The following is a 26,117-nucleotide window of genomic DNA, read 5'->3' on the forward strand; positions in this document are numbered from 1 at the left end:
AGCGCCTCTTGGAGTGAGTGAATCTGCTTGAATGTTTCAATATGACTTATACATTCTTAAGTATTGTACCATTTGCCGTGAAGGTTTGCCAGATCGTTTATAGAGATGGTTGTCAAAATGTAACACAGAGTCCTCATATCAATATACCCGTTATGTATTAACCTCATTTAAAAAATGATAAAATCACGAAAAAAAACACAAAAAAACAAAGCCCGTCATATCGACGGACTTTATTTTATAAAAAGGGTATATACAAAAATTTTTATAGATTTCAAGATTAGTTAAATACGACCGTTTTGTTCTCATGCACCAGAATTCGATCCTCCACATGCCACTTCACGGCTCTTGCCAAAACGACCCGCTCAATCGTGCGGCCAATTCGTTTCAGCTCATTTACATCATCTCCGTGGCTCACCCGCTGCACATCCTGCTCAATGATCGGGCCGCCGTCCAGTTCCTCAGTTACATAATGCGCGGTAGCGCCAATAATTTTCACCCCGCGATTATACGCTTGGGCATATGGCTTGCCTCCCACGAATGCAGGCAGAAAGGAATGATGAATATTGATAATCCGATTGCGGTAATGCTCAATAAACTTGGGCGAAATAATCTGCATATACCGGGCCAAAATGATAACATCGATGTCGTCACCAATGACCTCCAGTTGACGGCGCTCCGCCTCCGGCTTGGTATCGGGTGTTACCGGAATATGATGATACGGGATGCCAAACGATTCCACATACTCCTTCATATCCAGATGATTACTAACTACCATTGCAATATCTGCGTCCAGATCCCCGGCCTGCCATTGCCACAGCAGCTCTACCAAACAATGATCCTCTTTGGAAACGAAAATAGCCAGTTTTTTCTTGCGGCTGACCGCAGAAATCGTCCACTCCATACGGAATTGCTCAGCGACAGCCACAAAGTCCTGCTCCAGCTGCGGCTGGGCTGCACTCAAATTCGGCAGATCAAATTCAACTCGCATAAAAAACATACCGCCGGACGGGTCCATTGTATATTGGTCGGATTGGACGATATTGGCCCCATGCTCGTACAAAAAGCGGGACACGGCCGCTACAATACCTGGACCATCAGGACAGGATACGAGCATACGCGCGCGGTTTTCATGTGCAGATAAAGTGCTGTTTGGATGATGTTTTACGTGACGTTCCATGTGGCTACTAATCCCCCTTAGCTTATACTGTTACTGGCAAATGACTGCCAGCAAACCAGGCAATCAGCCGTTGATTAATGTGTTCTTCGCTCAGCTCTGGAAAGAGCGCTGCTTCCGTGATCATGTCATACAGACGCTCCAGCGGCTCACGTGGATCGGCTTTTCTTGCTTTAGCATCATTTTTCAGCAGAGTCCAGGTGTCCAGCACAAATTTCCGCACATCCACATCCTGCTTTTTGAAGAATGAATGCAATTGCTCGACCTGACCCAAAAATTCATCTCCAAAGCGCTCCTTCACATTTCCGCGAAGCAAAGCAATTTCAACCTCATACATCGGACGCTGAGTTTTGGCTTCCTTTCCGATCCATGGCGTTTCCAAAATAAATGGACGCCCTTGAAGCGCTTCATGATGCACCACATGATGAATGGTCTGATAGCCGATCCAGCCCGACCCAATCGGAGTATGGCGATCTTTACGAGCGCCGACTGGATTTTTACTGTCATTGATGTGAACCACTGCAATGCGATTCAAGCCAACAATACGGTCAAATTGCTCCAAAACACCATCCAGATCGTTCACGATATCATAGCCCGCATCATGAATGTGGCAGGTGTCCATACAAACTGTAAGACGCTCGTTGTGCTCTACTTTATCTATAATAGAGGCAATCTCCTCGAAGCTGCGTCCCATTTCGGTACCTTTACCCGCCATCGTTTCAAGCGCAATATTAACATCTGTCTCCTTGACACCGTTCAGTACCTCGTTCAGACCATCAGCAATACGCCCGATCCCGTACTCTGCATCTTTATCGGTAAAAGCACCTGGATGCAGCACAATATTTTTCACACCAATCGCGTGTGTACGACGAATTTCCTCCTGAAGAAAGCTGACCGCCAGCTCATAGGTATTTTCTTTGTAGGAACCGAGATTAATGATATACGGGGCATGCACCACGATATCCTCCATCCCTTTTTCGGTCATTAACTGCTTGCCTTCTTCCAAATACATGGATTCCATCGGCTTACGACGCGTATTTTGCGGTGCCCCCGTATATATCATAAACGAGCTGGACCCGTAAGAAGACGCTTCTTTTGTAGCACTGAGCAGACCCTTGTCCGAGAAGGACACATGAGAACCAATTTTCAGCATGATCCTGATTCATCCCCTTATCCTTATTTCCTGTTATGCTTGTCTTAATTTAATTTAATCATTTTAACGTGATTATTGAAATCAAACAACATGGCTTTTATGGCATCCCGATCGGATGTGCTTATTCAAATGAATTTTTTTTTCTTGAAAAGGGTTATATTCTATAACATATATATTTATTTGCGAATCGGAAGGAGAACTGGCTCCATGAACATCATCGTATGCGGAGGTACTGGATTGGTAGGGAGGGCGCTGGTCAAAAGCCTGCTGGGCGACGGATACACTGTGAAGGTCATTACACGCAAGCCACTGGTAGGACACGAATCAAGTCCCCGCTTGCAATACATGAGCTGGAATGAATTGAAACAAAGGCCTGAATTACTGGAAGGTACAGATGTGGTCATTAATTTGGCAGGCGAAACGCTCAATCAGCGCTGGACGGACAAGTCCAAACAAAGAATTCTTCAATCCCGACTATTGTCCGTTGCCAAACTGGCTCAAGCACTGAATGCGCTGCAAAAAAAACCGGAGGCCATCATTCAGGCGTCGGCAGTTGCCGCATATGGTACTTCCTTGACCGAAACGTTCGATGAAACGAGCCCGCGTCGTTCGGAAGATTTTCTTTCTCAGGTGGTCGAGCAATGGGAAGAGGCCGCTGGCGCCTATCCATCCGATTCCCGTTTAATCAAGCTGCGTATTAGCCTCGTGCTGGATAGAAAAAAGGGGGCTTTTCCACTGATGAAATTGCCCTACAGATTCGGGTTCGGCGGCAGAATAGGCAGCGGTCATCAATGGATGAGCTGGATTCATATTGAGGATATCGTTCGTCTGATCACGTACTGCATCCATACGAAGGAAATCGTCGGAGCAGTGAACGCATCATCACCATACCCAGTGACGAACGACCAGTTTGGGAAAACAGTGGCTCAAGTATACCACCGTCCGCATTGGTTTCCCGTTCCAGGCATTCTCGTTCAAAAGCTGCTCGGTGAGATGAGCACCCTTGTATTGGATGGCCAAAAAGTACTCCCGCGCAAAGCGCTGGAGCACGGATTTAAGTTTAACTATCCTTCGCTGAAGGAAGCGCTGGAGGAACTCCATTCTCCTCATAAGCAGCGCTAAAATGAAAAGAGGAACTCTATTTGGCGGCATCTCACCAGCTCAGAGTTCCTTTTTAGATAATCCATTTTCATTTTAGCCTATCCCTTCAGCTATCCTCTCAACTATTTCCTTATCAAAATCATCTAGTTCAGCCATTAAAAGATCATATTGTTTTATAGATTCAGAGGTGTTCAATACTCGAAGTACAGCAATACTGTAGTGTCCAAGAGTATCAATACCAAATAGCTTATTTACCTTCGGATCTCTGAACTGGCTAATATGCTTCAATTTTTCGATAATTTTTTCGTTGCAGAGCTTCTTTTTTGCTATCTGACTCATAGCATTCATCATAACCTGATTATGATGAATATCCAGACACTCCACCAATTTATCGTCACTTATCTTTCCCTCTCGTATTTCTTTTGATAAAGTAAGTAGATTCATTATTATACAATCTCCATTCAATCTAGTTTAACTGGCCCAAAGTTCTCCAAAAGATACTGCCGTTCATCCCTGTAATTGCTCCAGAGATGTTCTGCAAGATCCTTATTTCCAATTCTCTCTGCTTCTTTTATTTCCACCATATAAGCCCTAAGTTCCATGATAATTCTATTTTTGAATTCATATGTTACATCCAAACTTGGAAATCCTTTAGCCTTATCATCAAGGAAATGTTGATACTCATGTCGCAATGCACTAATTGAAGCATCCTCATATATATTCAGTTGACCAGGCTTCCCTGATCCTTTGGGAGCATACGCCATAATATCTCTATCCAAAATCCTAACTTCAACGCCCGCTTCTTGTGTGTTTTTAATAATGTTACTCCACTCTTCTGGGTGAGAAAGTCTTCCCGGACCATAAATATCCCTAAATGGGTCAGCATCATTTTTACCTAACATATTATCAGATAAACGTTTTGAAGTCCCTTCAGCTTCAACAATAGTCCCAGATTTCACCTCATATTTTATTGATGATCCCAAACCAACTTTAGGCTTAATTACTGAGCTGACTCCTCCAAATAATCCTGCTGTACCGATCATATTAGCCCAGTGTTCCTTTGACCAGGCATTTGTAGGGAATGTAGCTTCTCTGATCGTTCCATGTACACCAAAAGTCCAGAAGTTAAAAAAATCATTTGCTGAATCAAACTGCCTGGATGCTCGCTCCGCATATCCTTGATACAGGCCTTTCGGAATACCAAATGTCCAATAGTCTAAAAAACCTCCTACGGAATCATAGCGTTTTTCATACCTTTCCTCAGCAGCGTTCATGAAATCTTGACCAAGTTCCAATAAACTATCTGCCGATTTCTGAAACGCATTGCGTGTATCTGGAGCAGGAACAGCACATGCATTAGATGGAGGTGGTAAACAACTTGCGTCAATATTACCTGCTTCCATCAGATCTGCTAATCTGAATTTGTCTGCATGGTGACGCAACTCCCTCGCAATAGAATCCGTCAGGGTAACAAAGTCAGTCATATTCTTCTGAGAGACTTGAAATTGACTATAAAATTGTTGTTTAGTTGTACCATCCCATGATTGCTGCATAAAAGAAATTTGCTTCATCAATTGACTATTCATCTGAATCGCTGTTTTCTGTGCAAAGTCAAATTGCTTAGAGACGGTTATAAGTTGTTCAGGAGTCACTCTAATCGTTGTCATAATTTACCTCGGTTCAAGTTCGTTATGACATGATAGCATTATTCAAATTTAAGGAAAACATCCTTATCTCCTAATTGTTATGAGAAGGATTAACCTTTCTACCTATGTCTAAAGGCTTAAACCCTCTCCAACTCAGCAATACATCTAGCAAGCTTTTCCATACATACTAAAAAGGCCAGACGGAATATCCCATCTAACCTCTTGATAATACTTAGCTACACTAAACTCACGTACACACTGGCTACCGCAGACGAAGCCCAGCAGCCTCCAAATGATTCTCCTCCTATCGTTAACATTTTAATGAATTTCTGAACTTCTCTACTCCTCCACCGTCTTCTGTTCACCAGTCAAAGGTACAGTGTGTCCCTGTGTAATAAATTCTTTTCTATCAATTGACATAGGCAAGGAGAGCACTACCACTCTCCACAAATTCACAAATTAAAAGGACGTTACCCGGATGGATTACGTCCTCTCTTGTTAGATTAGCCGTGAAAGGTCACATTAGATTCGATTGGGTCACGACCTATACGAAAACTGTTTGCTCTAGCTTCTTTATCTGGATAACCAAAGGAAATTCCAAACAATAACTTCATGTCATCGGATACACCCAATACTTGGCGTACCGCGTCAGCGTTCATGCCCAATACTGTCTGAGGGATGCTACTAATCCCGCGCGCAGCCAGTGACAGAAGGAACGACTGGGCATACATGCCAATATCAGATGCGACACGCACATTATCTCCAAAGGAAGGCATGAATAGGAACGCAACATGCGGTGCACCGTAAAATTCAAAATTACGTAACACTGTTTTAAAACGGCCTTCATGATCCTCACGAGCTATGCCCACTGCCTCATAGTATGTTTTGGCTTGTTCTTTTTGTCGTTCAGAATAACGACCATAGTATTCTTTCATATCAAAAGTAAAATCACTTACGAATGTCCCTTTTTCAAATGCCGGTATCAAGGCCCTGCTAAGTTCCTCTTTCTTTGCGCCTGAAACGATATGAACATCCCAAGGCTGCGTATTGCAATTTGATGGGGTATACTGAGCATCCTCGAGAATCTCACGAAGCACCTCATCTTCAACTGGTGTAGAAAGAAATTGACGTATAGACTGCCGACTGCGTATAACTTCTTGAAAAGAATAATCAACCAACCCAAACATCTCCTTTTTTAATAAAATTAGTAAAAATTATTAAAACGACATTCGTTGTTTAGCAACATATTTTATTTAAACAACAAATATTGTATAGTTGATGTTAAAGTAGAATCCACTTATTCTCAATCATCAGCTTTGGTGTTTTATTGCTTAAACAACAAACCAATTTAAATGTTGCTTATGTTATAGAAAAGAGAGGGATAATATGGATGATATGAAAGTAGATCCACGTATTAAACGGACAAAAAAATTATTAATAGAATCTTTTATAAAAATAGGTCAAAAAAAGGATTTCAAAAACATTACAATAAAGGACATTACGGAGGAAGCAACTGTTAATCGTGCCACTTTTTATTCTCATTTTATTGACAAATACGATTTAGTAGATGTGGTCTTTACAGAAGATATATTAGAGCGCATTGTAAAAAATTTGAATCATCACGATTTAAATGAAGAGACTATTGTGAAAATCTTTTTAACATTAACTGAGTTTCATACAGAAAAATCCACAGAATTAAGCTTACAATGTAGAAGAAGCATTGAATCCTTTAGTTCAATACTTGAACAAAAAGTAAAAAAAGAACTGGAAAAATTATTTTATTCTTTACTTTTAAAACAACAACCTGAGTTGGATTCGGAAGCCTTAAAAATTGGTGCTGCTGTGTTGAGTCGGGGAATTTACGGAGCGTCTGTAGATTGGCAAAATAATAGTTCTCTTTCAGCAGAGCAATATATAAAAAAAGCCTTACCTTTTATGGTGACAGAAATAAATGATTTAAAAGGATGACTATGATCGTCCTTCCTTTTCAAATTCCAAAACACTAGGATCTGTTATGGATGAAAAAAGCAAAACCTAGGAGATAAATACAGCGAAAAGAAGACATCTTCCCCAAAGGGTTGATGTCTTCTTTTGGAGGGAGCAACCTCACAAAACGAGATTCACCACTTTTTTAATAGCTTCATACATTAAACGGGCTTCTTTTTCTACTATGCACACATAATAAACTACCCTTCACCTAAGGAAGCGCTGGAAGATTTAAAAGAGTCCAACCGATAAGTATAGGATACACCAGCAATTTTAAAAGTGTCTCCCTCATTCAGGATGTACTCCTTGTATGGCACCATCAGCTCACCGTTCAAGATAGTTCCGTTCGTCGAGGACAAATCCTTGACGATGTGGCCTTGCCCTCCTGCATCTATACAAAGCTCAATATGAGAGCGGGATGTTCCTTCCGTATGTTCTACAAATTGAACCAATTGCGGCTCTCTTCCGATGAAGAAGCTGCCTGCAACAAATTGGTCCGATTGCAATTGGATGCGCTCGGTCGCTCCACTTCCCGGTGTCTTGCGCTCTAGACAGGCAATCGGTGATTGCTGAACGTGTGGAGCATGTGTCTCTTGATCCGCACGAAGCAACACCGTTTCTTGCCTGGATGTAGCATGTAGCAGCTCCGTTATACCAGACAGCGACTTATAATATGCCTCGCTGGTATCACTGGCCTCCAAATCATTCCTCTGATCCGCACCTATCCCCTGCGGCTCGTGCAAGTTGTGACGTTCGGAAGCTGCACTTCTTTCTCCCGCATCCCGGCTACCCATATGTTCAGACTCCGGGTCAGGAAAAGACCATCGCCAGCTCTCTTGTCCTTGATCACTTGGATTGGAAGAACGGTTATCCTTATTCTGACGTCCTGCTATGAATCCGGTTAGCTTATCAACCTGATAACGATCATTTTTCCGCTGAACAGGTGAAGCAGCTCCTAACCATTCCGAATCCAGCACAGGGACTGAATCAGTGTAGATATGAGGCGAAGCGCCCTTGCGCCCCCATTTTCCCGTCCAGCTTATATAAGCGACCACAGCAAGTACCACCGTCAGCACAACGGAAATGATCAACGGTACGGTCTCAGAATGATCCAGATAAACGTAGCGCCACACGATAGCCGAAGCGAGAAGACAGCCTAAAGCAATGTACGTTTTATACTTCTGCAACGCAGGCTCCGTTTCTTCTATTTCTACATCTACCTCGTCATTCTCCTGTGGCTTCACGGGCGGCTTGAGCCGATTGATCCGTTTAAGCTCCTGTATTTCCTGCAGTGTCTCCCGATTCTCTTGCCCATACACTCCACCACGTTCTGAATGATGGCGCAATGAGGACAGTTCATCACGCTTTCCTTGAGGCATATTTGGGATCAAGGCGTTCCTATTATTATGACTTTCTTCTATCCCTTCACCTTGGGCGCTAACGCTCTTTGCACTAGCCGCCATCCCTTGCAAAAGCAGCTCCTTCAACGATCGTAACTCAAACTCATTTCTATCACATAGCTCAAGTATGCGCTGCATATTTTCTCCCTGAAAGTGAGCCACACGAGTCATCAAACGAATAATCATCTGCTTAAATTGACTACCTGCTTGTCCTTCATACAATACAGCCTGTAAAGGAACATAGGTTAAACTGGCAGCTTTTCTTGAACCTGAACATTCAATAAAAATATAATCCTCATGCAAAATAAACTGCCTTATATTAAGCATATATTGAGGGCTGCGATGTAGGGCATCTGCCACTTCAAAAAGAATCCGATAAAACTCAGAAGTCGAAATTCCCCCGCCCTTCCATACCTGGGAAAGCATGCGTTGACCTGAAATATCGTAGTGCAACTCAACCTGAAAATCGACTTCCTTTATTCTTAGTTCCAGAAGACCGGGAATCCGATTGCCAGTCATCATTCCGGTTTGCACGGAATTTAAATCATCAGTCTTGAGTCCGCCTTCCTTGTTCAAAATCATAAATGTCCCGCTGTTCCGGGCAAAATCCCTGCTTAAACCAAACAATTCATGACCTCCTTAGCATATTCCCGATCTCCATAAGGCAGCATAATCTATCCAGGCGGGCATGTCATGGCAAAAAGTAAAGATAAGCACTGATCGCTCCCGGAATGACTGCGGTCATAAATGGAAACCTGAGATGCGCTTCTCTCCCGCTGGTCAGCGCCTTGCCGCTGCGAAACAGAAAAAATCCCCCCAAATTAAAAGCTACGCGCCGCAGTCTCATAATGGTTTCCCTCCGCCATAGCAAGATTCCGATACCAATAATACCTGCAAAAAAAATGGAATATAGAGCCGATTGCCACGCAAAAGCAGCACCTGTCCAGGCTCCAATTAGGCCAAATAGCTTCACATCTCCTGCACCAACAGCTCCTATCCAGTACAAAATCAGCATGAGGCCAAATCCGGTCCCAAGTCCAGCGGCAGCAAATACAAAACCATGCCAGCCTTCAAATACCGTATTGAACAGCAAACCTGCCACCATGCCGGGCATCGTAAGCTTATTAGGAATTTTCATACTCCGTAAATCGGTGACCAGCGCAATCGCCAGTAAAACTCCACATACAATATACATCCACGTCAATGTGACCTCCCCCTCCCCATCTATTGTCTACTCCACGGAAAATGGAACCTCGATACGTTGTCCATCCTCTGTTTCAATCACAAAACTCCATTGACCGGGTGTCGTGTTGGTTCCCACAAACCAATTCCATTCAATCATTCCCTCCGCATTAGCAGAGGTCCAGCCCAAATGCTGGGCCGTGCTTTGACCCGACTTGTAAAATACAGAAAGATTAGCACTCGTTCCGGGTTCAATTCTGGCTCTGATCAAATTGTACACACCCTTCACGGCAGGCTCTGGCTTGACAAGCAACTGTATGGAATGCTGTTCATCCTTATCATCTGCAGCATCTCCTGTACCTGTTCCCTCGCCTGTGTCGCCGATCCAAAGGCGCTCCTCTGCCGCTGCCTGAAGCACAATGCTGCGATACAAAAATGGGACCTTCATCGGCAGTTCATAAGACAGCTCTACTCTAAAATAAGGGTCCTTGATACCTGTAAGAGAAGGCACATGAACACTCGTTACATGAATACGGTCATACTCCAGAACACTTTCCTCCATAAAAGGCTTTAGCATCGGCTTCAGAACAGGATCAAGTGCTGCTTCCGTCAAGCGCCCCCGCAGCTCCTCCATCGGCTTTTGACCACCTTGCACAGCGCTTTCTAGCCAATCGCCAATCGGAGGCGGCAACTGCTCAGCGAATTTGCTTGCATATTCACTCACAGATAACCTGGGCCATTCATCCAGCGGTTCGCGGACGGCATCTATTTTCGTAGACGCCGCATCTACCGCCAGAGACACTGGGTAGATTTTAGCGGAAACCTGCTTAACCGCTTCTGAAGCGGTGGTCTGCAATGCCGTGGACACCAGCGTCATCTGAACCATATAAATGAGAAAAATAATAAAAAACAGAAATAACGGCAACACCAGCGACGCTTCTAAAACAATGCTTCCTTGTTCACACTGCTTCTGCCCATATATCCACTGTAGATCCCGATTAATAGGAAAAATGCGCTGTTTTCGTAACATAGTACACACTTCCCTTAATACTCTCGCCTTCCTTAGAGGCAGTTCCGAGCATCCTCATTACCCCAGGTAAAAACCACAGCCGCATCCCGTTCTTGACCTCACCCTCTGCATACGTTGGCCGCTCAGCAGGATTGACATCTGTATTCAGGCGGATCAGAGCAAGCATACGGGACATCTTTCGTTCATTATTGCTATGAAGCATCAGAAACAATCGCAAATGATCCTTGTACGTCATTCGAAATTTCAGAAAATCAGACAAAGGCACATACCCCTTTTGCGCCAGCATAATCATATCTTCAATCGCCTTTTCTACCCCGTATAACAAAGCCGCCGCCAAAACGACCAATGGATTTCCCTTTGAGCTATTTTTAACTAGTCCCTCCATCGTACGTATGGCAAGTCTCATAGCGAAAATTTCACCATAAGCGGATGCCAGATTACCCGTTGGATTATGGAACCCGTACAGGATGTACTCAACCTCCTGATTACTCACCTCCAGTTGATCTCCCAAAACCTGCGCCGCATTACCCACATTTGCACCTGATCCAGCCAAACTGCCAAATCGGCTAAAATCCACATGATGAAAGTAAGAAAGCGCATATTCGTTCTGGTAAAATTCATCCCCCAGTTGAGTCAGCAAACCGGATGCAGCTCCATACAAACCATCCATACTATCCATGGAGGCTCCCGCTGCATCATAGGTGTCATAGGATAAATCAGCGGTTACAGATGAACCGGATGTAGACTGATTAAATGCAATGCTTTCACTGTAATACTGCTCCAGCTTTTGGAACTGTTCTGCACTTTGTTTACCTTTGGAAAGTACCTCAATGATCCGATAAGCTTGCTTGAGCTTGTTTTTCGCCTCTTTTTCCATTTTCTTGCGTTCTTTGTCAGGTCCTCGTCGCGTGTCCAGTATTCTGGCTTCGCTGTCGAGTACATTGGTGGCTCCCGACCAGAGATACGCATTCAAGTATTTGTCCATCTCCTTAAGCGCTGAGGCGACTTCCTGCTTGAGCATATCTGCATTCAGAAATGGGTCTGTATAAAAGGATAACGTGCGCATCATTGCCGTTAGTCTGCTGTTAACTGTATTTATAGCAGTTCGTTGCTTCTCGATTTCTACTTCCCATTGTTCAAATTCCTTATCGGGAATCAACAGATCCTCTGCCTTTTGCCGGGCGCTTCCTACTGAGGGATCGGCGTTGGAGCCTCCTCCGCTTGGAGTAGGTGCAGCAGAAACCTCATCGTAGCCTGCATTAGCCGCTCTCTGCTTATACTGCACAATGACTTTGCGCATCTCTTCATTAATCTGCCGAGCCTCATTTAACGGCTCTTTGGCTTCCATAAGCAGCTTATCATGCTCTTCTCCAGCCTGAACCATGGCCTGACGAAGGCGGTCAAGCGCTGGTCTCGCCCTTCTTGAATATTTCTCCATCTGCATGATTTTAACGTCATCCACACTTTTCTGATTATCCTCATATACATGCACGTAGTGCTTATATTGTGCAGCAATATCAGCTACAACCTCGAGCGGGTCCCAAATATACTGATTGGGTATATATACGCCCTGCTGCTTAATAATCCGTTTGCGAACCTCTTCCATATGAGCTCCAGCCTCACGCTGCTTCGCCAGCATATCATCCAGCTTGGCCTCGCGTTGGTCATACAGCTTTTGCAGCCGTTTCAGCAAATCAACCGTATGAGAAGCCTCCTTCATATTTTGAGAGAGCGGCTTCAGCTTTTCGAGCACCTCAAACGTAAAATCGACAGGCGCTTTATACTTCATCTCTTCACGTATCTGCTCATTAAATATGGAATATTTACCAAGCTCCCTTTCCATTTGCAGAGAACTCGAATCCAGCTTTGTATTCATAAGCGGCAGCGTTTCCGCACGTGTTGTACGCTTGGCGCTGTCATTCAACACTTTGACCATGATTTGTTGTCCGTCGCTTTCACCATAAGCAAACAGCCCGTACTCCTGTTGCAATACCGGATCATAAGCAGACATCACTGAACGCACCGCCGCATGAGTCAGACGCTCGGTTTGCACATGCAGGGCAGCAATTCTTGCATAATCAATAAAGACAGCAATAAAGCCAAACATGACAGCCAAAATCAAAATTAAGAAGACCGTGACAGCACCTAACTCCCTATCCCTTGTATTACGTCCCTTTCCAAACACCCGCTTCCTCCTTTCCAGTCCATTCCCGTTCCTTACCTACCATTCATTACCTATCATTCCTTACTTACCGTTCTGACCATATTGCATCAACACTTGTCCCACGCCCGCCGGATCTACTTTTTCGCCTGAGCCTCTGCCCATAAACTTCGCACCGTAATACCGGACCAGTTCCACCGTACGGATCCATTCCACAGGCTCAACCACACCCGCGCTCATTTTCCCTTGTAAATCCGTCTGGTCCAGAAACTGATTCAACAAAGGCACTTTCACGATCCTATTCAGCTCCGTTGTCACCTTGCGGTGAACCAGACTGTTCTCATATGTCATCTGTCCCTGCATACCCGCAGGTATTCTGCTTTCGGCATTAGACAGCTTTTGAACGGGCAATGAGCCTGCCACACTGCCGTCAGGCACCTGTACACTTTCCAGATGATTAGCTCCGGCCCAGCCAAACAAAGCACCCAGCATGACATCATCCTTCAAACGCCAATAAAGCGAATCCCGTTGTCCTTGCGTAAAAGCTCCTGTACGCGGGTCCCTGAAGCTGTTATCCCAACTGTAGGCAGCTCTTTCCGAAGCGGTAGAAGCGACCTGCACCAATATAGATTTTTGATATATGTACAGGCAGAAAAATAACATCACAAAAATAATCAGCAACAGAACGGGAAAGACGAGGGACGCTTCTAATGAGAAGCTCCCGTCCTCTTTTTGTACCAATTTGCGCAGCATTATGAATCCATAAAATCGTTACTTTTTTTATCCGCCTTTTTCAGCAAACCTTCTACAATCTTCTTAATCTGATCCTTGAAAATAATGGCCACTGCAATCAGAATTGCAATGATCAGAATCATTTCCAACGTACCCAGACCGTCCTCCTCCTTGTACAATTTACGGATACCGCTTGTTGCTAATGTCAACATCGTTTCATTCCTCCTACATATTCATCATCATTAAAGCAGGAGCACCCACCAGCACGATAACCGTCAGCAAAATCAGCGCCATCGGAAATACCAGCTTAGATGAAGCCTGCTCTCCTCTTGTCCGGCTAATCGAAGTCCGCTTGCCCCATAACGTCTGGGACAGCTCACGTAACGCCATCACGAAATCGCTCCCGCCACGTCTCATATTCAGCAATACCGTTGTCGTAAATACCGTCACTTCCTGAATACCGCAGCGTTTGCTTAAATGCTCAAATGCCTGTTGAAAGGAATATCCGCTTTCCCATTCCCCCACGGTCTGCCGCAATTCCCGATACAACGGATGTACCGTATCGGCCCCTTTGCGCTCCACACAATGAAGCAATGCCCGTTGTACCGTCTCGCCTGCACCAACCAAAAGCATCATTTTACTCAACAGTTCAGGCAATTCCAATAGAATTTGCTGATCCCGTTGCTGTACTTTCCCATGCAAATCCTTGGTCAGCGCGACTGGAACCAGAACACCCAGTCCCAAACCAAGCACCAGCCCGGTTGCATCTCCGCCCATGATCAGCGATATTAAAGCTCCACCAGCAACCATCATATATCCGTAGCAGAGCATTTCTGCCAGAAAAAGTATCGTTTTTTCTCCGCTGTTCTGCATACCATACAGCTTTTGCACCGAACGCTGGAGCTTGAACATCAGCACAGGCAGCCTATGAGTGACACGCGAAACATGAATTAGGTGTACAAAAGGAACCGAAAGTCTATGCAGCCGCAGTCCTTCCAGCTTCATACAGCGAAAATGTGCATACTGAGCATCATGCATCCGGTTCAGCACCACCCAACCGCCCACTTGCAGAACCAGCATGACCAGACAAACCAACATCACCATATCTAGCACTCCTTATACTTCAATCTTCATAATGTGGTTGATCCACGCGAGACAGCCTCCAAGCACCAGTAGACAAAGGGTGGACAGAATCATCCCTGTACCGCTGTATAAAGGCATCATGTAGTCTCCTGCAGTCATTGTCATAAACAGTACAAACAAAAAAGGAGCAGCAAACATAACTCTTGATTCAAAACGTTTTTGCGCAATCATCACACTGATTTCTTGTTGAATTTCCAGCTTCTCCCCTATGACACTTGAAGTTCTTCGTACGACCTCCACCAGATCACCTCCGGTTCGCTTGCAGGCCGCAAATACATCTGCAAAATTCGTAATATCCTCCATCTGAGCCCGACGGGCCAAATCCTGCAAAGCGGTCTCCACGGGCTGTCCGATTTCGAGACAGGCTGTAATAATGTTAAATTCAAAAATCAGATCATGATCTCCATCCGGACTAAGCAAACGCAAATCCTCCACAGCCTCGCGAAAACCATTCTCTACCGACCTCCCCGCCGAAAGAGAAGACGAGAGTGAATATAAAGCCTGTTTGAATTGGATGCTCAGAGCAGACCTGCGTCGTTGCAGCAAAAATTGCCTGTAATAACGAGGCATTGCCAGAGCTCCGGCAGCACACAGCAACGATAAAATCCATTGGTGATAAAATAGATAGCCGATCATTGCAAATAGCACACCACTGAAGAGAATGCACATACTTTTTTGCGTTGTCGTTAATGTATATACCGTATAATCAGGCAGAGAAGGGGCCTGACGGGATGCTTGCTCCGGCTTCACAGCCACTTTTCCTGTCTTCATACCGATGCTTCCCCCCTGTGCCAGCTTTCCGGCTTTATTCCGGCCATTTGCAGCTTTAACGTATGATGCAGACCTTCACCACAGCGTTCCAGCGCCCCTATGATTCTCCCGTTACTTTCTCCGCGTTCCTGAAAACGATAGAGCGGATTAAGCGTCACCTGACCATTTTCAAAGCCAATGACTTCGCTAATTTCCAGTACCCGTCTGGATTTGTCACGCAGCCGTGACAGATGCACGAATATATCAATAGCCGAACTGATCTGCTGCCGGACTACACCCAGCGGAAGATCGGCCCCGCCGAGCACCATCGTCTCCAGTCTGCTGACCATGTCACGGATATTATTCGCGTGGCCGGTGGACAAGCTTCCATCGTGTCCCGTGTTCATCGCTTGCAGCATATCCAACGCCTCACTCCCCCTGACCTCACCTACTACAATCCGGTTGGGTCGCATACGCAAGGAGGAACGAATCAGCTCACGAATCGTAATTTCCCCCTTGCCCTCGGTGTTCGCGTTCCGTGTTTCCATAGAAACGAGGTTAGGGACGGTCACAATTTGCAGCTCTGCCGAGTCTTCAATCGTAATAATCCGTTCGGACGGTGGGATACACTGGGATAACGCATTCAAAAAGGTTGTTTTCCCGGAACCCGTTCCTCCGCTTATAAAAATATTGTATTTGCTGCGTACCAGGTCCTTGAGCATCGCGGCGGCTTCCTCATCCAACGCGCCTCTTCGTATCAAGTCCTCCATCGTCATGGGCCGTTCGGGAAACTTCCGTATTGTCATTGTTGGCCCCTTGAGGGCGACTGGCGGCAGCACAATATTGACGCGTGATCCATCCTTTAGACGGGCATCCACAATCGGCGAAGCCTCATTCACAATTCGGTTCACCCCGGCTACAATTGTCTGGATCAGATCCTCCAGTCGCTCTCGGGACTCAAATTGATCGGGCACCTGAATCACCTCACCTGCCCGCTCCACAAAAATTTCCCGGTGACTGTTGATCATAATTTCCGTAACTGTCGGGTCATCGATCAATGGCTGGAGCACATCCAGCCCACGGAACGAATGAAAAATTTTACGGACAAGTGCATGCTTCTCTCGGGAAGTTAAGCCTGTCAGCTCTGTATCGTATAAAATTCGATTTTCAATATGCCGGACCAAATCCGCATCGTCTACCGAAGACGTCACATCCAGCCCGCTTCGGATATCCGCTCGCAGTGCCTTAAAATGCTTCTCATTTATGCTCATCAGCCCCTTTCCCCCCTTTTAAGACCAAGCGGCAGGCGACTGTGCTGCACTCTCCACATTCAGCAGCTTGCGACACAGATGGCGGATTTCCCGCTGATAAATCGGTGAACTAAGCAGCAATTCACGATGCTGCATCTGTTTCCATGAAGGAATATACGGCAGTGCTCCGTTCAGGTCCATGAAGTCTCGAGGTAACGAGTTAATCATCGTTCCCATATAACGGTTCACCACAAAGTTCGTTTTGGACAGCATGGCTTCAAACCCTTCGGGCTGTGTTAACTCCAGAACATCCAGCCACAGGCCGCATTTATGCATGCTCATTAAATCGTCAGCCAGCAGCCAGATCAACTTATGACTAGCTTCTAGCACAGCTTGAGCCCGGTCACCATTTTCGGATTCGCTATCTACGATCACTACATCATACTGTCCGCTCTCGGCAATCGTCCGAATTAGCTGCACTGCTTCACCACAGGTCATATCTATTAGCTCCTTGCGATTATAGACAGGCTGAAAAGTATCGGCCTGAATTTCAGGGCGATGCACACAATAGGAAGCTACGGAAAAGGGAATGCCGTCACTCTCCGTCGCCTTGAGGTCATATAGCAGCCTGGACAGCCCTCCTCCTTCTGTGCTGTTAGAACTGCCTGAACCCGTGAACAACGAGCTTGAATCCACCGTTTCCAGATTCAAATAAAATACGGAATACCCCTCATTCCCCAACTGCTTGGACATATTGAGCGCAGCTGTTGTCTTGCCCAACCCGCCGGAAGCCGCCATCATGCCGACAATGATTCCGCCTTCCCGACTGTTTACACTTTGTCGACTGCCCGACCGCTGTCTTGCCATTTCCAAAATAGAACCTACCAGCTCGGATAAAGGCTGGTATTTCAATAACGGTTGTCCGTATTGGCTTACTTCTTCACCCTCATGTAATGCCAAGCAAGGAATATCGGCAGCTTCCCGATCTGTCCACAGACTCAAAAAAGCCGCTTCACCCACCACAATATCCGGTCTTTTCATCCCGTTCGTTTCCATCATGTATTGACGAAATGCTTCCGGCTGCGAAAATGCCGTTATCCTCAGCCTTCTGGCGTACTCGCTTCCGTGTACATAATTCAGCAGCGGCTCAATATATTCCCGGCCTGCTACAGCCAATACCACTTTTACCGGAATCATGATCCCCATCCCCTTTCCAACACAACAACGCAAAAAAGCACCGTTCATCAAGCCGTACATACATACGGTTGGTGAACGGTGCTTCCGTCACGTGCAAACTATTTATTGGTAGAATAGCATAGCACTTATTTTAGAGCAAGTATTTTTTATGCAAATATGATTCCATATTCTATTAGGAGCAAAAGGCAGGGATATAATCCCCGCCTCCCGCTACCTTTATCTTACCAGAATTTGTGGTGATGACGATGACATTCATGATGACGATGATGACGATGTTTCCGATGATGATGATGTTTTTTCACAAAAAAGTCTTCATGAAACCGATGATGTTTTCTAGGTTTAAACTTAATGATAGTCACCTTAATAATCTTCTTAGTAACGTGTTTTCTTGGCTTACGAACATGACAATGTCTAAACATTTTTAATTCGCCTCCATTTCTTTGAGATAGAATATACTATGGAAGCATTGAACAACCGGAAACTAACATATGACTATTTACGAATGAATTGGGTGATCTGATCGTTTTCCTCCAGCTTGATATTCGGGTCATAGTCCGCCACGATTAGAACATCCATATGACGCGCTTGACGGAGAATTCTCGGGACGACCGCAAACTTTCCCCAACGTTTATTTCGGGGCGATTGCCCCACGATTAACTGCGTACCCGTATATCCTTCCACCGGAGAAATCAAAATGTCGGCAATCTCCCGCTGGCTGGAAACAAAGCGAATTTCAAAGGTTCCTCCCAATCGGTGGGTCAACATTTTTAACTGTTCCAGACGAGGGCTCAGCCTCTCGGGCATACGCTCACCAACATGAACGTAAGTCACAATCCACACGGCCTTCAGACGAAAAGAAATACGAAAACCACGGCGAATCAGCCTTTCAGCATTTTCGCTTAGCGTGACGCCTACGAAGATCACTTCCTTCCTGCGCCACGGTCCCCGAAGCGATCCATGACGATCCCACGATTCCAGCCGCTCATCCACATCATCTGCCAATTCCCGCAGAGCCAGCTCACGCAGCGCAATCAGATTACCTAATTTAAAAAAGTGGCTAAGCGCCTGTTCCACCTTGGCAGGATCGTATATTTTGCCATCACGCATACGCTGCTGCAACGATTTGGGGGCCACATCCACAAGCTGTACCTCATCGGCCAGACGCATCATATGATCGGGAACAGTCTCTCTCACCCGAATGCCGGTAATTTGTTCTACCGCGTCATTCAAGCTCTCCAGGTGCTGTACATTCATTGTGGATATGACAGAGATACCTTGATCCAAAATAGTCAGTACATCCTCATAGCGCTTGGATCTCTGACTGCCGGGAACGTTGGTATGCGCCAGCTCGTCGATCAACACTACCTCAGGATTGCGTCTGAGAATGGATTCGGTATCCATTTCTTCCAAATGTACACCATGACGCTCAATGGGCTGACGGGAAATCATATCCAGAGAGCCCACTTGTGCCAAAGTTTCCGCTCTTCCATGCGTCTCCAGCAAGCCGATCACAACATCAATTCCGCTCTCCAGCAAATCATTGCCCTCTCTCAGCATCGTGTATGTTTTGCCGACCCCTGGTGCAGCGCCAATGTATACCTTGAGCTTGCCGCGCCGAATTTTGGCTGCCTCAGCCTGTGCCTCCTCATCGCTCAAGCGATGATAGGGATCATTATCTCCTTCCTCCTGTCTCATCGTTGGCAAAATCCGTTCACCTTCCTGCTCGGCTCGATCCGCTATCAACAGCAGGTCCATGTTTTTCATCCGTTTTAAAATTCCGTTCACCAGCGATCCCCTAACCAGCTCCTGCCATCGGGTCTGCCGAGAATGTCCCATAACGATCCGGGTAACATTATGCGCCACCGCATAATGAATAAGCTGACGAGGCAACCTTCTGCGGGAAAAAAGCGGGATCTCTTCAAATGCCGATCCTATCTTGTCAGTCAGCTGCACAATGGAGCGCTTAAAGGCCGCTGATTCCTTGGACAGCTTGTGCTTCGGGCTGACAAAGGAGACCACCAGCATATCTCCACCCAACCGCTTGGCGACCTGCTCTCCTCTGCGAACATAAATAGACCCGTTCCAATGATATTGGACAGGCACCAAAATACGCTCGGCCACCCCTGACGCCCCGTGCAAGCCTAATTCCTCCCGATGCCGTTCCAGCGAATCGTTCACATCCTCTGCCACTAATCGCAGAGCCAGCTCGCGCAGCTTACCCAGATTTCCCCGGTGGAACATTTCAGGATTGGGTGCATGCATGTAGCCTTTCGCCAGCCGTTCCAAAACCGTCTCCGGTGTAACATCAATCAGACGGATTTCATCCGCCAGCTCCAGCGTATCGACCGGGACCGTGGATGCCGATTCAATTCCTGTCAGCTGATAAACCCACTCCGTAATCCCTTCAAGTTCATAGACATTGACTGTCGTAATGACGCTAATCCCCAGCTCCAGCAAATATTGAATATCCTCCAGCCGGCTTGGAAATCGGGCACCTACCCGGTTACGATGTGCCAAATGATCTACCAGCACCACCTCGGGATTGCGTTCCACCAGAGCTTCCACATTCAAATCTTTTTGCTCCACACCGTCCTGCATCCAATGAATACTGGGCACTCGCTCCAGCGTGCCGACCTGCTCCACGGTTTCACGCCGCTGCATGGTCGAGACCGCGCAAATCACAACATCAATCCCTTCATGCTGAAGTGATTGTCCTTCCTGGAGCATATGATACGTTTTGCCCGAACCGCTGACTGCACCGATATAAATTTTGAGTCTGCCCCGGTGCAGTTTGTTAATGGACTCCAGTATTTCCTCGGGTGATTTGCGTTTGAAGCTCTCCATCTTTTGTTCCTCCCCGCAACGCGACAGCTCAGTGTCCGTTCTTGTCTGGCTGTAATGAATGTACTCCCGTGTTCCAGACAATTCAAGACGAGTCCCACGGCTTTCCCTGAAAAAATCTGCACAAGGCAGTATACACGCAAAAAAGCGTGGATTCGGGCATTTTCTGCCCATTTGCACGCTTTTTCGGTAAACTTGTATATCATGCTTCCCGCGAATCGCATCACTTGCTATCCTCGCCAACCATCCCCCGCTGCTGAAGCCATTTTTGCCAAACCACACCATGGGTTGGAGAAAAGAGAAAAGCTACAAGCAGCAGCACTCCCGATACACACAGCATACATGCCGCAATAGAGGCATCCAGCATACTTGCCGTGTAGAAGCCTGCAACCGAACTGATAGCTCCAAATCCGACGCTATACACGATCATGCGGGACAATTTCTCCGTCAGCAGGTAAGCCGTAAGTGGCGGTACAACAAGCATTCCAACCACCAGAATGGCCCCCACGCTCTCAAATGACGCCACCGTTGTAAGCGATACGAGACTCATCAGCAGATAATGAAAAAAAACAACCGGAATGCCCAATGAAGCTGCCAATGCGGGATCAAAGGAAGTGATTTTAAATTGCTTGAAAAAGCCCCATACCACAAGCAAGTTGATTAAAAACATCGCGCCCGTAATCCATACAGCCCTCGGACCAACATCAATGCCAGCAATCTCTAGCGTATTCCACGGCACATATGCAATCTCCCCATACAGCACGTGATCCATATCCAGATGGACATTGGAAGCAAACACGCTGACCAGCAGGACACCGATGGCAAACAGTGTCGTGAACACTACACCGATGGCGGCATCACTTTGCAGACCGCTTTGCTGGAACAGCTGAATCAGATACACCGTTAGAAGACCCAGCACGGCCGCACCAAACATCATCCATACCGAATCCCTGGACCCGCTGATTAAAAAAGCAATAACAATCCCCGGCAGCACCGCATGGCTGATCGCGTCACCGATCATAGCCATTTTTCGAAGCACGAGAAAGCAGCCGACAATGCTACATCCTCCTGCCACTAACATTCCCGTCAAGATCACATATAATGAACTCATAGGGCACGCTCCTTTCCCGGCGGCGTACCGACTGCCTGCTCCAGATTATTTCTGACATTCCACCGAACGATAGCCTTGGAAATCATTCCACGCTGCGGCGCAAAAATCAGGCTCACACCAAACACCACCGTCGCACACAGAACGCACAACGGTCCTGTAGGGAGATTTTGTCCCAGAGAGCTAAGAAGTGTCCCGCCAAGACCCGCTATAGCGCCAAACAGGCCTGATAGGCACACCATGACCCCCAGCTTCTCTGTCCAGTATCTGGCTGACACCGCCGGAGTAATCAGCAGGGCCGCCATCATAATGACACCCACGGCCTGAATGCCGGCAACCACCGCAATGACAATCAGCAGCATCAACAGCTTATCCAGCAGCCCTGCTGGAAAACCAAGTCCGCGAGCAAAGCCGGGATCAAAGCTTAGCAGCTTAAATTCCTTGAAGAACAATAGGCATACCCCGATCAGTACCACCGAAATTGCTGCCATCGTATAAACATCAGACAATACCATGGCCGCAGCCTGACCAAATAAAAATTTGTCCAATCCGCTTTGGTTTCCCGCACCACTATGCTGGATTTCGGTCAACAGCATAATGCCGAAACCAAAAAATACAGACAGCACCGCCGCAATCGCCGAATCGCTTTTGATTCGCGAATACCGGATTAGCACACTAATGGCAAAGGTCGCAGCAATGCCTGCAATGGCAGCCCCAATCATAAATCCAAACACGGATTTCGTACCCGTAATCATAAACGCCACGCATACCCCGGGCAAAGCTGCATGTGCCAAGGCATCTCCCATAAGCGACTGCTTGCGCAAATACATAAAGCTGCCAATCACGCCGCTGCTTAAACCAAGCAAAATGCAGCCCAGCAAAATCCACTGCATATTCGGATCGGCCAAAAGCGTAGCCAAACTTGTCATCCTCCTCACCTCACTCCGAGTATGGTGCCGGAATCCGGGCCTGTTTTGAGTATACTTAGACGTCCGCCATACGTACGCTGCAGATTTTCCTCGGTAAAAATCTCTGACGTCTCTCCAAACGCCATCAGACGGCCGTTCAACAGCGTGACCTGGTCAAAATAATCTGTCACCGTAGACAAATCATGATGAACGACAAGTACGGTTTTCCCCTGCCGTTTCAGATCGTTGAGCAATGATATAATCGCTTTCTCGGTCGCAGCGTCCACACCAACAAACGGTTCATCCATAAAATAAAGCTGAGCGTCCTGTGCGAGTGCTCTGGCCAAAAATACACGCTGCTGCTGCCCGCCTGACAGCTGACTAATCTGCCTGTCTGCAAATTTGCTCATACCTACCTTGTCCAGACACTCCATCGCTGCCTGACGATCTGCCGCTCCCGGTCGTTTAAACCAGCCTAGTCTGCCATACCGTCCCATCATAACCACATCCAGCGCGTTCGTTGGAAAATCCCAATCCACCGATTCTCGCTGCGGTACATAACCAACCTTGAGCAGCTGCTGCTTGTAGGGCTTGCCGTAGACCAGTACCTCGCCTTTGAGCCTTGGAATCAGTCCAAGCGCTGCCTTAATCAGTGTAGATTTACCAGCCCCGTTCGGGCCAATAATACCAATTAGCTTGCCTTCCGGTACCTCGAAGGAAACATCGAACAGAACGGGCTTTTTTTGATAGGCTACAGATAAATCACGAACCACAAGCGGTGAATGCCCCATATGTCTTGCCTCCTTTATTTGAGCGCTTTAACCATCGTATTGACGTTATGCTTGACCATTCCAATGTATGTGCCTTCTTCTGTGCCTTCTTTGCCCATGGCATCTGAATACAGCTCGCCGCCAATCCTTATCGTATGACCTTGCTGAGCGGCCCCCTGAATTACCGCATCTATGGCCTTCCTCGGAACGCTGGTTTCTACAAATACGGCTTTGATTTTATTTTCCACCAGATAATCTCGCAGCCTGGTCACATCTTGGGAGCCAGCTTCTGATTCTGTACTCATACCTTGAAGTCCTTTCACTTGAATATTGTAAGCATCTCCGAAATAGCCGAAGGCATCATGTGCCGTGACAAGCACGCGCTGGGCTTCCGGTATGCTGGCAATCTGCTCCCTCGTGTAATCGTCCAGCTTGCGCAGCTCAGCCAGATAAGCTTCTGCGTTAGCCTTATAATCCTCTGCATGCGCAGCATCAAGCGCCGACAATTCGTCTCTGATGGTTTCTACCGCAGACATCCAGTTTTGCACGTTAAACCAGATATGCGGATCATGCTCGGACCCCATTTCCGGGCTCCCTGCACGCAGCTGATCCTGAGCGATGTTTTTGGAGACAGGTATGACGGGCTTTTGCTTGCCGATTTTCTCCAGAATGTCCTGCATTTTTCCTTCCAAATGCAACCCGTTATAAAAAATAATGTCAGCCTGATCCAGCTTGCGCATATCTCCCTGAGAAGCCTTGTACAAATGCGGGTCAACACCTGATTTCATAATGCCCGTAACCTCCACATGATCACCACCGACCTTGCCGACAATATCCGAAATCATGCCGATGGTCGTTGTGGCCTTTATTTTTTGTCCCGCCTCTACCGCCGTACCCTGCTCCTTCTGCTCCTGAGTACATGCAGTTGCGAGAACCAAAACTAGTGACAATACTCCAACCGTCGTTACCCATCGCGGCAAATCCTTCTTAAACTGCTTGTTCATACTTTAAAACCTCCTTCGACTATTCGTATTTGGGACAAACTATTTCCTGGAGACAATTATTTTTTATGAGAACTATTTTTTAGAGTATACACTAAAGTTTTTACCTTGGGAAACATTTTTAGAATATAAATCTTATTTCTTCTGTCTTATCGTTCGATTTTGGCTCTCTGAATGTGTAATATATAGAAGACATCCATTTGTTAAAGTAAAGAACGTATATAAAGAAGGTGTAAATCATGAAGCAAACAGAACACAGCTCTGATCAGGACAGACGTCAGCAACATCGAACTCGGCAAATACTGCGCGTTTTTGCGCTGCTGTGCTGTCTGGCTATCCTTACCTCATGTGCTCGGGGGGATATCCATGTAGATGTTCATCTCGATCAGAGTGTAGATATGGATGCATCGTTCAGTGTGAACAATCAGACGCTGGTGATGCTGGACAATCCCGGACTGCTGGATCGATTAGCCAAGCGTTTTCAAAGCAACAATGTGGATGTTCAGCCGCTAGCTGAACAGGGGAGAAAGGGCTATCAATTCAAGGGGCATTATCAAGGAGATTGGAGCACAAACGAAAAAAATCCCAATCAGGAAGTCAATCTGCCCGAGGGATTAGAAATAAAACGCATGGTAACACCACATTTTTTCACAACAAATTATGATCTTACGATGAAGCTTGATCTGCCACGAATGCTTCCTGACGAAGCTAAGGGACTGAGTGACAAATTACAGCAAATGAATGTGTTCGCGCGCAAATTACTGGAGCGGCAGCTTGATCTTAACTTTAGCCTGTCCTTGCCGATCCGACCCGCTGCCAGCAATGCGGACAGTGTATCGGAAGACGGAAAAACACTGCGTTGGAATATTGCCCCATTGGAATCTAATGAGCTAAAATTATCCATCAATGTACCGAATCTACGACATATCGTGTATGTAGCTATTGCCGGCTTGATACTGATTGTGGCGATTGTGATATGGCTGATTCGTGGTCATCGCTCCAAAAGGAAAACTGATCCCTCTGAATCTTAAATTCTGAATACCTAAAAAAATCGTTCCCGAATCTCTGGTGGGGGGATCTGGCACTGATCCTCTTCATCCTTGCCAAACCAACGGTATCGGTTACGTGCTACCACGTTGTACACAGCATCTCGCATAAAGCGGGGAATCAGAATGAAAGCATAGGCCAGCGGGTATGGAAAACGAAGATGTCTGGCAATCCGCAAAGCCGCGTTTGACCTTGTATAATACACACCGTCTTCAATCAATACAAACGTATCCAGATGATCTGCAGATAGTCCTCCTGCACGCAAAAGCCTTTGTCCTTCCTCGGATTGCAGGGAACCAAAATGGAATACTCCCTCAGGGTCACGCTTGATAATGAAGCGGGCCGCCCCCTGACAAAAATGGCATACCCCATCGACCAACACAATTGAATGCTCCAAATGATCAGACTGCTTCATAATACTTTCACCTCCAAGGAATCAACAGCTTAAATGCAATCAACTTTATGCATATAACAAAAATACATATAACAAAAAAACGCCGAAATCATCCGACGCTTGTTTAGAAATGTATCGACTTG

At 46.4% G+C, this 26,117-nt stretch carries 24 protein-coding genes; 3 read left to right on the forward strand and 21 right to left on the reverse strand.

Translation table 11 applies throughout. The features are described 5' to 3' along the window. Positions 1 to 277 precede the first annotated feature (277 nt). Complete coding sequence (purU, locus tag B4V02_RS18510) at positions 278 to 1,177, reverse strand: formyltetrahydrofolate deformylase (RefSeq protein WP_007429379.1); 900 nt, start codon at positions 1,175 to 1,177, stop codon at positions 278 to 280. Positions 1,178 to 1,199: 22 nt separating this feature from the next. After that, positions 1,200 to 2,327, reverse strand: a complete 1,128-nt coding sequence (locus B4V02_RS18515) for a deoxyribonuclease IV (RefSeq protein WP_094155896.1) — start codon at positions 2,325 to 2,327, stop codon at positions 1,200 to 1,202. A gap of 207 nt (positions 2,328 to 2,534) precedes the next feature. On the opposite strand from B4V02_RS18515, the gene B4V02_RS18520 reads away from it, so the two are divergent. Next, positions 2,535 to 3,449 (forward strand): TIGR01777 family oxidoreductase, encoded by a 915-nt coding sequence (locus B4V02_RS18520; RefSeq protein ID WP_094155897.1) that lies wholly within the window; start codon positions 2,535 to 2,537, stop codon positions 3,447 to 3,449. A 72-nt stretch (positions 3,450 to 3,521) separates the two neighbouring features. On the opposite strand, the gene B4V02_RS18525 is transcribed toward B4V02_RS18520, so the two are convergent. The 3 genes from B4V02_RS18525 to B4V02_RS18535 all read right to left on the reverse strand — a co-directional run bounded on the left by B4V02_RS18525 (position 3,522) and on the right by B4V02_RS18535 (position 6,252). Then, positions 3,522 to 3,872, reverse strand: a complete 351-nt coding sequence (locus tag B4V02_RS18525; protein WP_094155898.1) for a hypothetical protein — start codon at positions 3,870 to 3,872, stop codon at positions 3,522 to 3,524. Between the two features lie 17 nt (positions 3,873 to 3,889). Further along, a complete protein-coding gene (locus B4V02_RS18530; RefSeq protein WP_094155899.1) occupies positions 3,890 to 5,095 on the reverse strand; it encodes a WXG100 family type VII secretion target in 1,206 nt (401 codons plus the stop codon). A 482-nt stretch (positions 5,096 to 5,577) separates the two neighbouring features. Then, positions 5,578 to 6,252 (reverse strand): nitroreductase, encoded by a 675-nt coding sequence (locus tag B4V02_RS18535; protein ID WP_208618687.1) that lies wholly within the window; start codon positions 6,250 to 6,252, stop codon positions 5,578 to 5,580. Positions 6,253 to 6,460: 208 nt separating this feature from the next. Here B4V02_RS18535 and B4V02_RS18540 point away from each other — a divergent pair, with 208 nt between their 5' ends. Continuing rightward, entirely contained in the window at positions 6,461 to 7,042 is a 582-nt protein-coding gene (locus B4V02_RS18540) for a TetR/AcrR family transcriptional regulator (protein WP_244188360.1), read from the forward strand. Between the two features lie 218 nt (positions 7,043 to 7,260). Here B4V02_RS18540 and B4V02_RS18545 read toward each other — a convergent pair whose 3' ends face one another. The 15 genes from B4V02_RS18545 to B4V02_RS18620 all read right to left on the reverse strand — a co-directional run bounded on the left by B4V02_RS18545 (position 7,261) and on the right by B4V02_RS18620 (position 24,536). Further along, positions 7,261 to 9,087 carry a DUF6382 domain-containing protein gene (locus B4V02_RS18545; protein WP_094155901.1) on the reverse strand — a complete coding sequence of 609 codons (1,827 nt, stop codon included), beginning with the start codon at positions 9,085 to 9,087 and terminating at the stop codon, positions 7,261 to 7,263. 64 nt (positions 9,088 to 9,151) lie between these two features. Then, a complete protein-coding gene (locus B4V02_RS18550) occupies positions 9,152 to 9,664 on the reverse strand; it encodes an A24 family peptidase (RefSeq protein WP_094155902.1) in 513 nt (170 codons plus the stop codon). Positions 9,665 to 9,691: 27 nt separating this feature from the next. Next, complete coding sequence (locus B4V02_RS18555) at positions 9,692 to 10,672, reverse strand: TadE/TadG family type IV pilus assembly protein (RefSeq protein WP_094155903.1); 981 nt, start codon at positions 10,670 to 10,672, stop codon at positions 9,692 to 9,694. Beyond that, positions 10,641 to 12,857, reverse strand: coding sequence for a DUF5702 domain-containing protein (locus B4V02_RS18560; RefSeq protein WP_094155904.1), 2,217 nt, complete (start codon positions 12,855 to 12,857; stop codon positions 10,641 to 10,643). The genes B4V02_RS18555 and B4V02_RS18560 overlap by 32 nt, the downstream gene beginning before the upstream one ends. A 60-nt stretch (positions 12,858 to 12,917) precedes the next feature. Then, positions 12,918 to 13,586 (reverse strand): TadE family protein, encoded by a 669-nt coding sequence (locus B4V02_RS18565; protein WP_094155905.1) that lies wholly within the window; start codon positions 13,584 to 13,586, stop codon positions 12,918 to 12,920. After that, positions 13,586 to 13,777, reverse strand: a complete 192-nt coding sequence (locus B4V02_RS18570) for a Flp1 family type IVb pilin (protein WP_010349413.1) — start codon at positions 13,775 to 13,777, stop codon at positions 13,586 to 13,588. The genes B4V02_RS18565 and B4V02_RS18570 overlap by 1 nt, the downstream gene beginning before the upstream one ends. A 13-nt stretch (positions 13,778 to 13,790) precedes the next feature. After that, a complete protein-coding gene (locus B4V02_RS18575) occupies positions 13,791 to 14,669 on the reverse strand; it encodes a type II secretion system F family protein (RefSeq protein ID WP_094155906.1) in 879 nt (292 codons plus the stop codon). A 12-nt stretch (positions 14,670 to 14,681) separates the two neighbouring features. After that, entirely contained in the window at positions 14,682 to 15,479 is a 798-nt protein-coding gene (locus B4V02_RS18580) for a type II secretion system F family protein (RefSeq protein WP_094155907.1), read from the reverse strand. Next, entirely contained in the window at positions 15,476 to 16,723 is a 1,248-nt protein-coding gene (locus tag B4V02_RS18585; protein ID WP_094157035.1) for a TadA family conjugal transfer-associated ATPase, read from the reverse strand. Before B4V02_RS18585 ends, B4V02_RS18580 begins: the two co-directional genes overlap by 4 nt. A 24-nt stretch (positions 16,724 to 16,747) precedes the next feature. Then, positions 16,748 to 17,905, reverse strand: a complete 1,158-nt coding sequence (locus B4V02_RS18590; RefSeq protein WP_094155908.1) for a P-loop NTPase family protein — start codon at positions 17,903 to 17,905, stop codon at positions 16,748 to 16,750. A 492-nt stretch (positions 17,906 to 18,397) separates the two neighbouring features. Continuing rightward, the gene (locus B4V02_RS18600) at positions 18,398 to 20,749 is read right to left on the reverse strand and encodes a histidine kinase (protein ID WP_094155909.1); all 2,352 of its coding nucleotides are present in this window, start codon (positions 20,747 to 20,749) and stop codon (positions 18,398 to 18,400) included. Positions 20,750 to 20,969: 220 nt separating this feature from the next. Beyond that, a complete protein-coding gene (locus tag B4V02_RS18605) occupies positions 20,970 to 21,857 on the reverse strand; it encodes a metal ABC transporter permease (RefSeq protein ID WP_094155910.1) in 888 nt (295 codons plus the stop codon). Continuing rightward, positions 21,854 to 22,783, reverse strand: a complete 930-nt coding sequence (locus B4V02_RS18610) for a metal ABC transporter permease (protein WP_094155911.1) — start codon at positions 22,781 to 22,783, stop codon at positions 21,854 to 21,856. Before B4V02_RS18610 ends, B4V02_RS18605 begins: the two co-directional genes overlap by 4 nt. A gap of 5 nt (positions 22,784 to 22,788) precedes the next feature. Beyond that, positions 22,789 to 23,553, reverse strand: a complete 765-nt coding sequence (locus tag B4V02_RS18615; RefSeq protein WP_094155912.1) for a metal ABC transporter ATP-binding protein — start codon at positions 23,551 to 23,553, stop codon at positions 22,789 to 22,791. A gap of 14 nt (positions 23,554 to 23,567) precedes the next feature. Next, the gene (locus tag B4V02_RS18620; protein WP_094155913.1) at positions 23,568 to 24,536 is read right to left on the reverse strand and encodes a metal ABC transporter solute-binding protein, Zn/Mn family; all 969 of its coding nucleotides are present in this window, start codon (positions 24,534 to 24,536) and stop codon (positions 23,568 to 23,570) included. 236 nt (positions 24,537 to 24,772) lie between these two features. Here B4V02_RS18620 and B4V02_RS18625 point away from each other — a divergent pair, with 236 nt between their 5' ends. After that, entirely contained in the window at positions 24,773 to 25,564 is a 792-nt protein-coding gene (locus tag B4V02_RS18625; protein ID WP_094155914.1) for a DUF3153 domain-containing protein, read from the forward strand. An 11-nt stretch (positions 25,565 to 25,575) separates the two neighbouring features. Here B4V02_RS18625 and B4V02_RS18630 read toward each other — a convergent pair whose 3' ends face one another. Beyond that, positions 25,576 to 25,995, reverse strand: a complete 420-nt coding sequence (locus B4V02_RS18630) for a thiol-disulfide oxidoreductase DCC family protein (RefSeq protein WP_094155915.1) — start codon at positions 25,993 to 25,995, stop codon at positions 25,576 to 25,578. Positions 25,996 to 26,117 lie beyond the last annotated feature (122 nt).

It is taken from the genome of Paenibacillus kribbensis (assembly GCF_002240415.1).
In the GTDB taxonomy this organism is placed as follows: domain Bacteria; phylum Bacillota; class Bacilli; order Paenibacillales; family Paenibacillaceae; genus Paenibacillus; species Paenibacillus kribbensis.